Annotated in this window: 11 protein-coding genes; 5 read left to right on the top strand and 6 right to left on the bottom strand. The window is 69.1% G+C overall.

Features of this window, described 5'->3' with window-relative positions; translation table 11 throughout:
- Nucleotides 1-63 precede the first annotated feature (63 nt).
- Together AC5Y5B_RS03690 and AC5Y5B_RS03685 are read left to right on the top strand one after the other, a co-directional pair.
- Nucleotides 64-747 carry a TetR/AcrR family transcriptional regulator gene (locus AC5Y5B_RS03690; protein WP_112632757.1) on the top strand — a complete coding sequence of 228 codons (684 nt, stop codon included), beginning with the start codon at nucleotides 64-66 and terminating at the stop codon, nucleotides 745-747.
- Entirely contained in the window at nucleotides 744-1,685 is a 942-nt protein-coding gene (locus AC5Y5B_RS03685; protein ID WP_500003646.1) for a R2-like ligand-binding oxidase, read from the top strand. The genes AC5Y5B_RS03690 and AC5Y5B_RS03685 overlap by 4 nt, the downstream gene beginning before the upstream one ends.
- 13 nt (nucleotides 1,686-1,698) lie before the next feature.
- Here AC5Y5B_RS03685 and AC5Y5B_RS03680 read toward each other — a convergent pair whose 3' ends face one another.
- Nucleotides 1,699-3,117, bottom strand: coding sequence for an NADP-dependent succinic semialdehyde dehydrogenase (locus tag AC5Y5B_RS03680; protein ID WP_500003644.1), 1,419 nt, complete (start codon nucleotides 3,115-3,117; stop codon nucleotides 1,699-1,701).
- A gap of 90 nt (nucleotides 3,118-3,207) precedes the next feature.
- Between AC5Y5B_RS03680 and AC5Y5B_RS03675 the strand changes: the two genes are divergently transcribed.
- Nucleotides 3,208-4,854 (top strand): acetolactate synthase large subunit, encoded by a 1,647-nt coding sequence (locus AC5Y5B_RS03675; protein ID WP_500003642.1) that lies wholly within the window; start codon nucleotides 3,208-3,210, stop codon nucleotides 4,852-4,854.
- A gap of 19 nt (nucleotides 4,855-4,873) precedes the next feature.
- On the opposite strand, the gene AC5Y5B_RS03670 is transcribed toward AC5Y5B_RS03675, so the two are convergent.
- Nucleotides 4,874-5,299: a hypothetical protein gene (locus tag AC5Y5B_RS03670; RefSeq protein ID WP_133259231.1), complete on the bottom strand. Its 426-nt coding sequence runs from the start codon at nucleotides 5,297-5,299 to the stop codon at nucleotides 4,874-4,876.
- Between the two features lie 255 nt (nucleotides 5,300-5,554).
- Between AC5Y5B_RS03670 and AC5Y5B_RS03665 the strand changes: the two genes are divergently transcribed.
- Both AC5Y5B_RS03665 and AC5Y5B_RS03660 read left to right on the top strand, forming a co-directional pair.
- Nucleotides 5,555-6,466, top strand: coding sequence for a LysR family transcriptional regulator (locus AC5Y5B_RS03665; RefSeq protein ID WP_500003855.1), 912 nt, complete (start codon nucleotides 5,555-5,557; stop codon nucleotides 6,464-6,466).
- 104 nt (nucleotides 6,467-6,570) lie between these two features.
- Nucleotides 6,571-7,725, top strand: coding sequence for an NAD-dependent formate dehydrogenase (locus AC5Y5B_RS03660; RefSeq protein ID WP_112632751.1), 1,155 nt, complete (start codon nucleotides 6,571-6,573; stop codon nucleotides 7,723-7,725).
- Between the two features lie 51 nt (nucleotides 7,726-7,776).
- Here the strand turns inward: AC5Y5B_RS03660 and AC5Y5B_RS03655 are convergent, their stop codons facing one another.
- From AC5Y5B_RS03655 to AC5Y5B_RS03640, 4 genes are all read right to left on the bottom strand, one after another.
- Nucleotides 7,777-8,793, bottom strand: coding sequence for an ABC transporter substrate-binding protein (locus AC5Y5B_RS03655; protein WP_112632750.1), 1,017 nt, complete (start codon nucleotides 8,791-8,793; stop codon nucleotides 7,777-7,779).
- Nucleotides 8,794-8,941: 148 nt separating this feature from the next.
- A complete protein-coding gene (locus AC5Y5B_RS03650) occupies nucleotides 8,942-10,387 on the bottom strand; it encodes a lipase maturation factor family protein (RefSeq protein ID WP_500003634.1) in 1,446 nt (481 codons plus the stop codon).
- 52 nt (nucleotides 10,388-10,439) lie between these two features.
- Complete coding sequence (locus tag AC5Y5B_RS03645) at nucleotides 10,440-14,666, bottom strand: alpha-(1->3)-arabinofuranosyltransferase domain-containing protein (protein ID WP_500003630.1); 4,227 nt, start codon at nucleotides 14,664-14,666, stop codon at nucleotides 10,440-10,442.
- A gap of 67 nt (nucleotides 14,667-14,733) precedes the next feature.
- On the bottom strand, nucleotides 14,734-14,907 hold the full coding sequence (locus AC5Y5B_RS03640) for a DUF2613 domain-containing protein (protein ID WP_007769006.1): 174 nt from the start codon (nucleotides 14,905-14,907) through the stop codon (nucleotides 14,734-14,736).
- Nucleotides 14,908-14,993 lie beyond the last annotated feature (86 nt).

Here is a 14,993-nt window from a genome sequence, read left to right as displayed (position 1 = left end):
GCCCCTTGACTGTGACGCAGCTCACCGTAATATGACCAGTGGTCATTCACCATAGGAGGGGCATTGCCAACGGTCACCTGGGCACGCGTCGATCCGGCCCGTCGTGCCGCGATCATCGAAGCCGCGGAGGCGGAGTTCGGGGCGCACGGGTTTTCCCGGGGCAGCCTGAACGTCATCGCACGCCGTGCCGGGGTGGCCAAGGGCAGCCTGTTCCAGTACTTCGCGGACAAGCGAGACCTGTACGCGTTCATCGCCGACATCGGCAGCCAGCGGGTGCGGGCGTATATGGAAGACCGCATCCGCGAACTCGACCCGAGCCGGCCGTTTTTCGAGTTCCTCACCGACTGGCTCGACGCGTGGGTGGCCTACTTCGCCGACCACCCGCACGAACGGGCCTTGCACGCCGCGGCGACGCTGGAAGTCGACACCGAGGCCCGGGTCAGCGTGCAGCACGTCATCCACCGGCACTACCTGGAAGTGATGCGCCCACTGGTGCGCGAGGCGCAGCGGCGGGGCGACCTGCGCGCGGATTCCGACACCGATGCGCTGCTGTCCTTGCTGCTGCTGATCTTTCCGCACCTGGCGCTGGCGCCCTACATGCGCGGCCTGGATCCGATTCTCGGGCTCGACGAGCCCACACCGGAGCAGCCGGCGCTGGCGGTGCGCAGGCTCGTCGCGGTGCTGGCGGCCGCGTTCTCGGCTTCGCCGCTGGAATCCGCCCCCAAACGATCTGAGGAGGTCACATGAATCGCACCCGAATCGCCTCGATGGCCCAGGGCGGCCTCAACTGGGACAGCTTGCCGCTCAAGCTGTTTGCGGGCGGCAATGCGAAGTTCTGGAATCCGGCCGACATCGACTTCTCGCGCGATCGCGAGGACTGGGAGCGGCTCACTGACGACGAACGCAGCTACGCGACGCGGCTGTGCGCGGAGTTCATCGCCGGCGAGGAGTCGGTGACCCAAGACATCCAGCCGTTCATGGCCGCGATGCGGGCCGAAGGCCGGCTCGGCGACGAGATGTACCTGACGCAGTTCGCCTTCGAGGAAGCCAAGCACGTCCAGGTGTTCCGCATGTGGCTCGACGCCGTCGGCATCACCGAGGACCTGCACTACTACCTGGAGGACGTTCCGACCTATCGCACGATCTTCTATGAGGAACTGCCGGACTGTCTGAACGCGCTGACGGTCGACCCGTCACCGGCCGCGCAGGTCCGCGCGTCGGTGACCTACAACCACATGGTCGAGGGCATGCTGGCGCTGACCGGTTACTTCGGCTGGCACAAGATCTGCGTGGAGCGCGGGATCCTGCCCGGCATGCAGGAGCTGGTGCGTCGCATCGGCGACGACGAGCGACGCCACATGGCGTGGGGCACCTTCACCTGCCGGCGCCACGTCGCCGCCGACGACGCCAACTGGGGCGTCTTCGAAACGCGGATGAACGAGCTGATGCCGCTGGGTCTGCGCCTGATCGAAGAGGGCTTCGCCCTCTATGACCCGATGCCGTTCGGCCTGTCGGTGGACGAGTTCATGGCCTACGCCTCCGACAAGGGCATGCGACGCTTCGGCACCATCTCCAGCGCGCGCGGGCGCCCGCTCGCCGAGATCGACCTCGACTACGAGCCCGTCCAGCTCGAGGACACCTTCGCCGAAGAGGACGAGAAGCTGCTGGCGGGCGCCTCGGCTTAACCGGCCCGGGCGCTCACTCGACCTTGTTGCCGCCCGACGAGGAGCCGCTCTCGGATTCCCCGACCCACACGGTCTTGGCGTTGACGAACGCGCGGATGCCCAGGCCCGCGAGTTCGCGTCCGTAGCCCGACCGCTTGACGCCGCCGAATCCCAGCTCCGGGTAGGACACCGTCATCCCGTTGATGAAGACCTGGCCGGCCTCGATCTCGTCGATGAAGCGCTGCTGTTCGGCCTCGTCGTTGGTCCAGGCGTTGGACCCCAGGCCGAACGTGGTGGCGTTGGCGATCTCGATGGCTTCGTCGATGTCGGCGGCCCGGTACATCGACGCGACGGGGCCGAACACCTCCTCGGTGTAGAGGGCCATGTCCTTGGTGATGTCGGTGACGACGGTCGGCGGGTAGAACCACCCCGGCCGGTCGATCGGCTTGCCGCCGAGGCGAATCTTGGCCCCCGCCGCGGCGGCGTCGTCGACCTGCTTGGCGATCTCGTCGCGGCCCGACTCGGTGGCCAGCGGACCCACGTCGGTGTCCGGGTCGGTGGGGTCACCGACGGTCAGCGCCTCCATCTGTTCGGTGAACTTGTCGACGAACGCGTCATAGATGTCGGTGTGCACGATGAACCGCTTTGCGGCGATGCAGGATTGGCCGTTGTTCTGCACTCGGGCGGTGACCGCCGTCTTGGCCGCCTCGTCCAGGTTCGCCGACGGCATCACGATGAACGGGTCGCTGCCGCCGAGCTCGAGCACGGTCGGCTTGATCTCGTCACCGGCGATGGCCGCCACCGACTGGCCGGCCGGCTCGCTGCCGGTCAGGGTCGCCGCCGCCACCCGCGGATCGCGCAGGATGCGCTCGACCGCGCTGGAGGAGACGAGCAGGGTCTGGAAACAGCCCTCGGGGAAGCCGCCGCGGGCGATCACGTCGGCGAGGTACAGCGCGGACTGTGGCACGTTGGACGCGTGCTTGAGGATCCCGACGTTGCCGGCCATCAGCGCCGGCGCGGCGAACCGCACGGCCTGCCACAGCGGGAAGTTCCACGGCATCACGGCGAGCACGACCCCGAGCGGTTGGTAGCGGGTGTAGGCCTTCTTCGCGCCCACCGCCTCGGCGTCGGCCGGCTCGTCGGCCAGCATCTTCTCGGCGTTTTCGGCGTAGTAGCGAAAACCCTTGGCGCACTTCAGCGCTTCCGCCTTGGCCGACTTCAGGGTCTTGCCCATCTCCAGCGTCATCATGGCGGCGACCTCGTCGGCCTCCGCTTCGAGCAGGTCGGCGGTGGCGTTTGCCCACTCGGCGCGTTGGGCAAACGTGGTGTTGTGGCGGTAATCGAGGAAGCGTTCGTAGGCACGGGCAATCGCGGCGTCGACCTCCTGGTCGGTGGCCGGGGTGAAGGTCTTCACTGTCTCGCCGGTAGCCGGGTTAATGGTGGCGATGGGCACGTCGGCCCTCCTTCATCGGGTTCGTGTTGCATACGGCTGAAAAGTCCAACACCTAGCCTGCCACTATCGTTCCCCTAAGGGAGGTGTCGGATGAGCAAAGCCGCTGAGCTGATCGTCAAGTGCCTGGAAAACGAGGGTGTTTCCGTCGTGTTCGGGGTTCCGGGCGAGGAGAACATCCGGTTCGTGCAGGCGCTGGCGTCCTCGAACATCCGCTATGTGCTCACCCGGCACGAGCAGGCCGCCTCGTTCATGGCCGAGATGTACGGCAGGGTCACCGGACGCGCCGCGGTGGTGTCGGCCACGCTGGGACCCGGCGCGATCAACATGCAGCTCGGGGTGGCCGACGCCACCACCAACAGCACCCCGTTGGTCGCCATCTCCGCGCAGGTCGGCCACGACCGGGAGTTCAAGGAGTCACACCAGTACGTCGACCTGGTGTCGATGTTCGCCCCCATCACCCGGTGGTCGGCCGGCGTCCCGACGGCGCGCGCCATCCCCGAGATGGTCCGCAAGGCGTTCAAGGTCTCCGAGGCCGAACGTCCGGCCGCGGTGTATCTGGCCGTGCCCGAGCACATCGATGCCGACGACACCGACTATGACCTGGCGCCGTTGCCGCGCAACGTCGTCCGCGCCGACGCCCCGGCGCCCCGCCAGGTGGCACGCGCGGTCGAGGTGCTGCGCAACGCCAAGCGCCCGGTGGTGCTGGCCGGGCACGGCGCCGCGCGCGCCGACGCCACCAAGGCCCTGGTGCGCTTCTCCGAGGAGTTCGGCATCCAGGTGGCCAACACCTTCCACGGCAAGGGCGTCATGCCCGACGACCACCCGAACAGCATCGGGACGCTGGGCTTCATGCGGCACGACTACGTCAACTTCGGGTTCGACAACGCCGACGCCGTCATCACCGTCGGCTACGAGCTACAGGAATTCGACCCGGTCCGGATCAACCCGCAGGCCGACAAGAAGATCATCCACATTCACCGGTTTCCCGCCGAGGTCGACGCTCACTACTCGGTCGACGTGGGGATCATCGGCGATATCAGCGACTCGCTGAACGCGCTGACCGACGCGCTGTCCGGCCATACCTTCGAACATGCCGCCGATGTCCCCGGATCGGGCCTGCTGGCCGAGGAATTCGAACGGGGACAACAGGATTCGCGCTACCCAATGGCGCCCGCCCGGGTGGTCGCCGACACCCGTGCGGCACTGGGCCGCAGCGACATCGTCCTGGTCGACACGGGCGCCACCAAGATGTGGATGGCCCGGCTCTACCCGACCTTTGAGCGGAACACCTGCCTGATCTCAAATGGCTTGTCCACCATGAGTTTCGCCCTCCCCGGGGCGCTGGGCGTCAAGCTGGCACAGCCAGAGGCGAAGGTGCTGGCCGTCGTCGGCGACGGTGCGTTCTTGATGAACTCCCAAGAGATCGAGACGGCCGTGCGCGAGCGGATCCCGCTGGTGGTGCTGATCTGGGAGGACGGCGGTTACGGCCTCATCGAGTGGAAGATGGACCTCGAGCTCGGGGCGCACTACTACGTGAAGTTCAACAACCCCGACGTGGTGAAGTACGCGGAAAGCTTCGGCGCCAAGGGATATCGGATCTCTCACGCCGATGAACTGCTGCCGACGCTGCGGGCCGCGCTCGACGACGACGGGGTCTCGCTGATCAGCTGCCCGGTCGACTACTCCGAGAATCTGCGGTTGACCGACCGCCTCGGCGAGCTGGACGAAACGCTGTAGACGCCTGCGCCGGCTCGGGTCAGGACGCCTGCTTGATCTTTATCTGGTCGGTGTAGGAGTAGCCCGCCGGGTGCCCGCAGGCGGGGATGACATAGGTCTGCTGCGCCGTGCCCTCAAGGGTGTTCGGGTCCCACGTCATATGGGAGCTGGAGGCATACTGAACGGAACTGCCGTCGGCGCAGGCGACGTTGTTCATCGTGTCCAAGACCCATTGACCGTCGATCAATCGCGCCTGGCTGCCACCCAGCCCGGCTTTGATGAAGATGCATCCGTCGCCACAGGAGTTGACCGCCCAAGAGGTGTTGAACGTTGCCCCGGCCGGTGTTGTCGCGGTCTCGGTGTAGTTGCCGTTCATTGTGGGCGTATCGGCCCATGCGGTGCCGGCGCTACAGGCAGCTAAGCCGGCGAACATAGCGGTTGTCGCAAAACCCCGTGCGAAAGCCATGCCCATCTTTCCTTCCGTCGAGCTCACCCAGGTGTCGAGCGTTCATGATGGTGTATCACAGGTCGCGCTTCACCGCTATTCGGCAAACTTATTCGACGTCGGGTGGTGCGGCGGGGGTCCGCGGTGCGGGCGGTCTCGCGCGGGCCGTCATGGTGAAAGCCCTTGACTGTCACGGCAATTAACGGGGGCTGGGTGGTGCCCGCCGTGGGGCACCTGGGAATGGGCACCGGGGCGGGACCGTGGTCGAATGGGCACATGCTGTTCCGTCAGCTGGAGTATTTCGTCGCGCTCGCGCAAGAGCGCCACTTCGCGCGCGCGGCCAGGGCCTGTTACGTCTCCCAGCCCGCGCTGTCGGAAGCCATCCGCAAGCTCGAATCCGAGCTCAACGTCCCGCTGGTGCGGCGCGGACAGAAGTTCGAAGGGCTCACCCCCGAAGGTGAGCGGCTGGTGCCATGGGCGCGGCGCATCCTGGCCGACCGCGACGCCCTCAAGCAGGAGGTGACCGCGCTGCGGGCCGGCCTGACGGGCGAACTGCGGCTCGGGGTGGTGCCGGCCGCTTCGACTACCGTTGCGCTGCTGACGGACCCATTCTGCGCGGCGCATCCGTTGGTGCGGGTTCAGCTCGAGGTCAACCTGCGCTCGGCCGGCATCGTGGAGCGCGTCCGCAAGTTCGAATTGGACGCGGGCATCCTGTATCCGGACCAACAGGACACGGCCGACCTGCTGGTCACCCCGCTCTATCATGAGCAGCCGGTGCTCATCGCCGCCGCCGAACTCCTTGGCGGCGAGGCGAAAACCATGGCGTGGACGGATGCCGTGCGGCTGCCGCTGTGTCTGCTGACGCAGGGCATGCGGGGGCGCCGGGTCATCGACGACGCGCTGGCCACCCACGGCCTGCAGGTCACCCCGCAGCTGGAAACCGATTCCGTGGCAGCGCTGTTCGCCCACGTTCGCACCGGCCGGTGGGCAAGCATCGTGCCGCAACCATGGATCCACACCTTGGGCGTGCCCGCGGGCGTGGTGGTGCTGCCGTTGCGGCGCCCGTCGGTCACGGCGTTGATAGCGCTGGTCACCAACCGGGCCGAGCCGGGTTCGTTGCTGACCCGCGCGCTGCGCCGCATCGCGCGCGAGGCCCGCCTCGGCGTCACGCTGAGCGAGCCGTCCTAGCCGCGCTGATCGGCGCCGCCTATCAGCCGGTCGGAACCGCGTCTTGGACAACCGCGCGGTCGCCCTCCGAGACTGGGCTTGACCCCCGGCTGAAGGAGGCCTCGATGGCCAAGTGTGTGATGGTGCTCTACCCCGACCCCGTCGACGGGTATCCGCCGCGCTACGCGCGCGACAGCGTGCCGACGATCCGGGGATACCCCGACGGCAGCACCGTGCCGACCCCGTCGACCATCGACTTCACCCCCGGCGAGCTCCTCGGCTGCGTGTCGGGCGCCCTGGGGTTGCGCAGGTTCTTTAAAGACGCGGGACACGAGTTGGTGGTGACGTCGGACAAGGACGGGCCGGATTCGGAATTCGAACGCGAGCTCGCCGACGCGGAAATCGTGATCTCGCAACCATTTTGGCCGGCCTACCTGACCGCGGAGCGCATCGCCAAGGCGCCCCACCTCAGACTGGCGCTGACCGCCGGCATCGGCTCGGACCACGTGGATCTGGACGCGGCGCAAGCGCGCGGGATTACCGTGGCCGAGGTGACATACAGCAACAGCATCAGCGTCGCCGAGCACACGGTGATGCAGATCCTGGCGCTGGTGCGCAATTTCGTGCCGTCGCATCGATGGGCGGCCGGCGGCGGCTGGAACATCGCCGATTGCGCCGCGCGCGCCTACGACCTGGAGGGGATGGACGTCGGATTGATCGCCGCCGGGCGGATCGGGCGTGCCGTGCTGCGCCGGCTGGCGCCCTTCGACGTCAACCTGCACTACACCGACACCCGCCGGCTGGCGCCCGAAGCCGAGAAACAACTCAACGTGACGTTTCACCCCACGGTCGAATCGCTGGTGCGGGCGGTCGATGTGGTGTCCATCCACTCACCGCTCTACGACGACACCCGCAGGATGTTCGACGAGAAGCTGATCTCGACGATGCGGCGGGGCTCCTACATCGTCAACACCGCCCGCGCCGAGGAGACCGTCCCGGAAGCCATCGCGGACGCGCTGAGGTCCGGCCAGCTGGCGGGCTACGCGGGAGACGTGTGGTATCCGCAGCCGCCGCCCCCCGATCACCCCTGGCGCTCGATGCCGAATAACGCTATGACACCGCATGTTTCGGGCACCACATTGTCCGCGCAGGCGCGCTACGCCGCCGGCACCCGCGAAATCCTGGAAAGCTGGTTCGCCGGCAAGCCCATCCGCCCCGAGTACCTGATCGTCGAAGGCGGCAAGCTCGCGGGCACCGGAGCGCTGTCCTACCAGAAGTAACCGATCCATTGGCCGCGTCATGCGCGAAAGCGGTTGCACCACAGGGGCGACTCATCGCGGCGCCGCGCGACCCGTCGCCGCGGTGGCGTTGAAGCGGCGATCCACCCAGTCGCCGAAACGCGGCGCGGATTGGATCTGGCCGGCGGCCGCGAAGAGATCGGTGAGGCGTTGCTCGCTGCCGACCACGGTGTCGTCCAGCGGGATCGGCTGCCGCAGCGTGCGGCCCTGCGCGACGGCGGCGACGGTGGGATCGACGCCTGCGGACCTGGCGTACTCGCCGGCCCACTGCTGCGAGTGCTCGCGCGCCCAGGCCGCGGCTCTGGCGTACCGCGCCAGTAGATCCCCCAGGGCCGTGTTGGTCTTGGCGTCGCCCAACGTCTTGTCGGACGCGACGCCGAACGAGTACTTGTGCTTGCGTGTGACCAGGCCGCGCACCGGGAGTTGCTGTTCGGCCTGGGCGGTGTAGGGGTCCCAGACCGCCCAGGCGTCGACCTGACCGTTGCGGAATCCCGACAGGGCGTCGGCGGGCTGCAGGAACACGAGGTGGACATCGGCCGGTGTGAGACCGGCCTTGTCCAGCTGGTCGAGCACATTGGCGTGCGCCGAACTGCCCTTGGCCAGCGCGATCGTCTTGCCGCGCAGGTCGGGGACCGTCTGGACGGTCGAATCGGTGTGGACCAGGATCTGGTCGCCGGGGCCGCCGCCGTCGTATGCGGACACCACCTTGATGCGGGCGCTGGCGACCGCGCCGAAAATCGGTGGGGTGTCACCGGTGATGGCGAAGTCGATCTTGCCCGCGGCGGCGGCTTCGATCATCGGCGGCCCGGATGTGAAGGTGGAGAAAGCGATCCGGTACGGGAGGCCCTGCAGTTCGCCGGCGGCGCGCAGCATGGCGTCGGTGGCCACGCTCTTTTGATCGCCGACCGTCAGCGTGACGTCGGCCAGCTCTGACAGCGGGACTTGCTGCGGCACCTGGCCGGGACCGGCGGCGTGTGGGCGGGAGACGCACCCCGGCAGCAGGAGGGCGACGGCAGCCAGCAGCAGCGCGGCATGGCATCGTAGATTCACGGGTTGCGTAATCCTCTTGGCTGTCGGCGGGTGCGATCCGCGCCGGCAAGTCTGCGGCGCAGTGCCAGGCGAGGTTATGGCAGATCGGTTGGGCTGACCAGGGTTTGAATTGCGGTGAACGGAACCGCGATGGGAAACCCCTCGGCCGTCAGTTGGCGCTGGTCGCCCGCGGCAAGCTCATCGGCGGGACGTAACCGCCGATCAGGGCGCGGTGCCACCACGCCCGATCACGCCGCAGCTCGGCGGGTGTGGTGAAGCGGTACTGGTAGAGCTGCGCCCGCACGAACCGGGGGGGCGCATCCGGAAAGGGATTGTGCCGCAACAACCGCAGCGTCGGTCGATCGTTTTCCAGCAAGCGTTGCAGGAGCGGCCTCAGCCACGGCTGCGCGTAGCCCGGCGAGATCGCGGCGAACCACATCAGCCAGTCCAGGCGCAGGTGATAGGGCGCCCACTGCCGCGGCAGCCGCCGCGGTGCGCCCGGCTTACCCTTGAATTCGTATTCCTGCCAGACGGTCTGGGCGGTGATGACCGCTTCGTCGGTGCCCTCGAGCACCACCTCCCGGCGGATCCGTCCGATGCTGCCGAAGGCGCCGTAGGTGTTCACCAAGTGGAACGAGTTGAACGACATGTTCATTCGTTGCCGCGACGACAGCATGTTGGCCACCGGCCAGTAACTCATGAACACCACGGCGGCGGTGACCGCGACCACCAGACCGACGAACCAGGGCGGCGTCGGGCCCGCATGCGCCGGGACCAGGCCGTTGGGCAGCACGGTCGCGATCGACGCGTCATCGATGGCGCTGAACGCCAGCACGATCGTGACCCAATTCAGCCACGCGAAATTGCCCGAGGCGACCAGCCACAACTGGGTGACGACGATGATCGCGGCGGCCACGCTGGCCACCGGCTGCGGCGCGAACAATCCGAACGGCACGATCAGCTGCGCGAAATGGTTGCCCGCCACCTCGATCCGATGCAGCGGCTTGGGCAGGTGGTGGAAGAACCAGCTCAACGGACCCGGCATGGGTTGCGTCTCGTGGTGATAGTACAAACACGTCAGATCGCGCCAGCACGGGTCGCCGCGCATCTTGATCAGTCCCGCACCGAATTCCACGCGGAACACCAGCAGCCGCACCATCCACAACGTCAGGACTGGAGGGGCCACGTCGTGGTTGCCCACAAAGATCATCAGGAACCCGGTTTCGAGCAACAGCGATTCCCAGCCGAACGAGTACCAGGTCTGCCCGACGTTGACGATCGACAGATAAAGCACCCACAGTGCCAGCCACATCACGATCGCGGCCCACAACGGCACCGCGTCGGCGGCCCCGGCGACGACCGCCGCCGACAACGCCGCCCCTAGCCAGGCGACGGCGGAAAACAGCCGATCGGAATACCGCAGATGAAACAGGCTCGGTGTGCGCCAAAACGATTGCCGCGCCAGAAACCGCGGAATGGGCAGTATGCCGCGCTCCCCGATGAGGGCGCGGAACTGGACCGCGGCCGCTATGAACCCGAGCAGGTAGATCGCCGCGGCGCCGCGCTCGAGCACCAGTCTGCCCACCCAATATTGGGGTGCGGAAAACCAGTCCATGGCGCTAACTCCTCGGTCGGTGACGGCTACGCCAACCCGCGTATCCAGTCAATCAGCCGGTAAACGGGTAGCCAATAGCCCGGCCGACTATGCGTCGCGGGCCACCGGCGCGTGGGGGGAGCGCAACCACCGAAGCGGCAAGCACCGCAAGCGAAATCAGGGCCAGCGCCTGGACACTCGCGGAATGGCCGGCGTAGCCGTCGGCCGACCGCCAGGGTTGCCGTGACACCGCCGCCCCGGCCAGGATCAGCCCGCCCGCGCCGCACACCACGCTCAGGCGCTCCCAGCGCCGCTGGTGCAGGACGTATCGCAGGCCCAGGGCCGCCCCCATCACCACCGCACCGCCCACGCCCGCGATCAGCGCCCCGGCGGCCAGCACGGGGACGGCCGCCCAGGGGCCGGGCCGCCACGGTCGCGCGGGTTCGGCAGTGTCGTCGACCGTTCGTCGCCGGGTGCGCCAGAGCGCCAACAGCGCCAGCAACGGCAGCAGGGCCAGCCCCACCGCCAGGCCGGCCCGGTAGAGCGAGTTGGAGGCGAACGTCAGCGTGATGGTCCCCGGGTCGCCCGCGGGCACCACCCAGCCCTGCTGCCACCCGTTGACCGCGACCGGCGTCAGGCGCGCCCCGGTGCTGGTGCGCGCCACCCAGCCCGGGTTGATGCTTTCCGGGATGACCAGCACCCGGGAGTTCGGGGAGGCGGGTGCCTGCACTTCGCGCCGATCCGGGCCCCATGCGCGCCATGTCGAAACATGAAGGGGCCGTGCGATTTCGGCGGGCACCGGGGCGGACAGCTGGGCCCCGTCCACGACGAATTGAGCGCCCGGGCTGATCAGCAACTCCTGTTGGCCCGCGGGCAGCGCGATCGGGTCGTGTTCGCACGGCACCGCCGCGACGGGGGCGTCGTCCAGGATCGCCCCCACGGTGGTGTGAATCGCGGTGTGCACGAACCGGCCCGCGACCGCGATGACCGGTCCGCGCTCGCAGCCGACGGTGACCTCCCGGGCGCGGTTGCGGCCGGGGTCGGGGGCGGCGATCGGGTTGCCGTCGACGCCCAGGGCCGCGATCTCGGCCAGCCCCGGCGGCTTGAGTTGGTCGAAACCCAAAGCGTTGCGGTCGATGACGTCTTCCCAGTTCAGCAGGCTGATGGTCACGGTGTCGGTCACCCGGGGTTTGAGCGGGACCGTCTGCGTCCCCTCGGCGTTCACCGCGACCACCTGCGGGCCGTCCCCCAGGTTGACGGCCACCATCGTCGGGTGCACCGGCAGCACCGATCGACCGGGAGTCAGCCGCACGCCGGTGACCTCGGTGGGCCGCGGCAGGGTGAGCGTCAGCGTGGGCGGGGTCTTGTGCTGCACCACCCGCTGGGGTGCCGTCCACGCGGTGGCCGGGTCGCCGTCGGTGGCCGCGTAGGCGGAGCCGAGGACGTCCACCGTATCCGAATCACCGTGGGCGACCGTGCTATTCGGCTCTGCGATCAGGTCGGCGAGCTTCGGGCCCTGCCGCGGCCGTACCCACACCGCCGGGATCACCGACACCGGTTCCGGCACGGTCAGCGTCCGGCTGAAGTTGACCGGTTCCTCCGGGGCCAGGGCCATCGACGGCGCGCAACGCACAGCGTCGGGCCCGTGGGCGCAGCCCGGCCTGCCCAGCAGTTCGGATCCCAGGTCCCACCCCGTGATCGGCGTGCCCGGCGGCGGCCCCGGCACCCGCACGGTGTGCCGCAGGTCGACCTGGTGGGCGAATCCGGACGCGTCGTACTGGGTGACCGTCAGGTCGGTGATGCCGAACTGCACCCCGGCCGAACCGTCGTCGGTGCCCGCCGCGGTGATCCGCACCCACGGGGTCTCGCCGTAGGGGAGTGCCGCGGCCAGCGGCTTGCCGGGCTGGTCGAAACGCAAAGTGGTGCTGCCGGTGGCGGTTTCGATCAGGATCCGCCGCACCTGCGCCCCGACGGCGGTGGCGCTGGGTGTCAGCGTGATCGCCGCGTTGGTCACCGGGTGGTCGAAATCGATCTGCATCCATTGACCGACGGCGGCCTGCAGCGAGTTGGACACCCAGGCGGTCGCCGAATCCCCGTCGATCGCGGCGGCCGGCGAGGTCGCCGGTGCGACGTCGGGCATGGCGGTCGAATCCGACGACGAACTCGATACCGTGATCCGGCCGCCGGTCCACGCCCCGGCCACCGGATCGGCGCCGGGGACGGGGTAGTCGGGCACCCGATTGAAGGTGTGCCGGGCATCGCCCGGAGCGCGGATGGCCGACGAATGTTGGTCCACCCGGCCGTAATCCGTCTCGCGGGCCACCGGGGTGTCGGTGATCGTGACCCCGCCGTTCGTCGCCAGCCCGGCGGCTCGCGCGTCGGCGCTCAGCAGCGCCGGGCCCAGCGGTGGCCGGCCCAGCAGCCGCCGCCGCTCGTCCAGACGCAGCAGCGCCTCCGGCCCGCCGTCGACCCGGGCCATCCGGTCGGCGTCGACGAAATACGGCGCGCCGGGCTCGTCATCGCCGCCGACCCGGTAGATCTCGACGGCCGGGTAGCGCGGTCGCAGCCCGCTGTCGGCGACGAAACCGGTCAGGGTGCCGGGGCCCACCGGCGCGCCGAACTGGGCGACCTTGCGCAGTCCGGGGGACCCGTCGATGGCGCGGTGGACCAGGATGGGGCGCGCCGAGCGTGACGTGTCCGGGTCCAGGTCATTGCGCAACGCCAGGTAGGAAATGCCTTGCCGGACAAGGGTATCGGCGAGCCCTGCCGAGGGGCGGCCGGCGGCCAACAGGCGCTGCACCGAATCGAGCGCCCGGATGGTCTGCGGCGGGGTCAGCGGAATGGAATCCCGCACCCCCCACGGGCTGGCGCCCAGCACCTGCAGCGGCTCGTCATGGCTGGTGCCCCACACCTGGGTGGCGAACGGGGCGCCGGGAACGACGAGCACCCGCCCGGGGGGAGGGGACCCGGGCCCGGCGGCGGCGTTGTGCTCGGTGAGCCAGTCGGCGGCCTCCTGCCAGTACTGCGGGATCGCGGTGAACGTCCCCGGCGGGGCGAGCCGGCCCGTCCAGGCCAGCGACGTGCTGACCAGCAGGGCCGTCACGACCACGATCGCCGTCGCCACCCGTTTGTCGCGCTCGGGATGCGCAAACGCGCGCAGCCACACCGGCATTGGCGCGCTGCCCGGCAGCGGGATCCGCCCCAGCAGCTGCGCGAGTCCCAGCACCACCGGGATCCTGATCACCGAGCCGAGCTTGTGCACGTTGCGCAGCGGGGCGCCGCCGGCGTCCAGGAACCCCTGCACCGCGTGGGCCACGGGCGAGCCCAGCCCGCCGCTGTACCCGGCGGCCATCAGCACCACCCCGACCAACAGCATGGTCACCAGCCGCCCGCGCGCCGGCATCGCCGGGCGGGCCAGCCCCGCCAGGCCGGCCGCCGCGACGAGGCAGGTGCCCAGGATGGCCGCCGACCCGGTCACCAGCGGAGCGCCCGCGGTGGCGGTCGGCGCCACGTACGGGGTCCAGCTGTCGGTACCGCGCAGCATCTCGACCAGCGACGACCATTGCGTCGTCACGCCGGACGATTCGATGAAATCCAGGAACGGCGGGCTGATGGCGCGCAGCATCATCAGCGCCACCGCCCACCACAGCGTGGCCAGCACCAGCGCCACCAGCGACCAGCCGGTGTAACGCCACCACAACCGGTTCGGCCGGTGGCACGCCCACCAGATCGCCGCGGGCAGGCAGCCCGCCGCGGTCGCAATGGCGTTGACGGCGCCCATCAGGGCGATCGCCAGGCCGGCCTGACCGGCCAGCGCGCGCACCGAGCGGCCGCCGGTGCCCCGCAGGGCGAGGATGGTGGGCAGCAACACCCACGGCGCCAACATCATTGGCAGGGTTTCCGACGAGATCGAGCCGAGCGTGGTCAGCACCCGCGGGGACAGCGCGAACGCGGCGGCGGCGATCACCCGCGACGCCGGGCTGCCTATCCGCAGCGCCTCGGCGACCCGCAGCAGCCCCCAGAAGCCGACGGTGAGCAGTAGCGCCCACCACAGCCGCTGGGTGATCCAGCCGGGCACGCCCAGCGCGTGGCCGAGGAGAAAGAAGGTGCCGTGCGGAAACAGGTAGCCGTAGGCCTGGTTCTGGGCCTGCCCGAACGGCAGCTCGCTGTTCCACAGGTTGGTCGCGCGGGCCAGGAACCGCAGGGGGTTGGCGGTCAGGTCAAGCTTGGTGTCCGGGGAGATCCGTCCCGGCGATTGGGCGAACGTCAGGGCCAGCGCGATCGCACCGACCAACCACAACCACCGCCGCGAAACCGGCCCAGCCGTCGAGCATGAGGCCGGCGCTGCGGCCCCCGTCCGCGACTGGCTAGCTACGGTTGCCGTACTCGACCCGGTTGAGCACTGACGACTGCGGATCGCCCCCGGGAAGTGGCGGCTTCGTGTCTTGCTGGACCATCAAGGTGATCCCGAAGATCGCGGCCGCGCCGAGCAACAGGCCAACCACAACGCTCGCTGCGGCGGGCGCAACGATCCGGTTCATCGACGGCTCCTGAGTATCGGCTTGCGGTCCTGACTTTCGACCTAGCGCCAACCTAGCAGAAGGGCTCCCCGTCAACCGGGGTGCCG

This window comes from Mycobacterium sp. NGS33 (assembly GCF_059812885.1).
This window is presented reverse-complemented; position numbering and strand designations above follow the sequence as displayed.

Excerpts from the sequence above, each read along its gene's own strand:
- AC5Y5B_RS03685 (WP_500003646.1), top strand. The coding sequence starts at position 744 with ATGAATCGCACCCGAATCGCCTCGATGGCCCAGGGCGGCCTCAACTGG.
- AC5Y5B_RS03640 (WP_007769006.1), bottom strand. The coding sequence starts at position 14,907 with ATGAACCGGATCGTTGCGCCCGCCGCAGCGAGCGTTGTGGTTGGCCTG.
- AC5Y5B_RS03650 (WP_500003634.1), bottom strand. The coding sequence starts at position 10,387 with ATGGACTGGTTTTCCGCACCCCAATATTGGGTGGGCAGACTGGTGCTC.
- AC5Y5B_RS03675 (WP_500003642.1), top strand. The coding sequence starts at position 3,208 with ATGAGCAAAGCCGCTGAGCTGATCGTCAAGTGCCTGGAAAACGAGGGT.
- AC5Y5B_RS03660 (WP_112632751.1), top strand. The coding sequence starts at position 6,571 with ATGGCCAAGTGTGTGATGGTGCTCTACCCCGACCCCGTCGACGGGTAT.
- AC5Y5B_RS03665 (WP_500003855.1), top strand. The coding sequence starts at position 5,555 with ATGCTGTTCCGTCAGCTGGAGTATTTCGTCGCGCTCGCGCAAGAGCGC.
- AC5Y5B_RS03670 (WP_133259231.1), bottom strand. The coding sequence starts at position 5,299 with ATGGCTTTCGCACGGGGTTTTGCGACAACCGCTATGTTCGCCGGCTTA.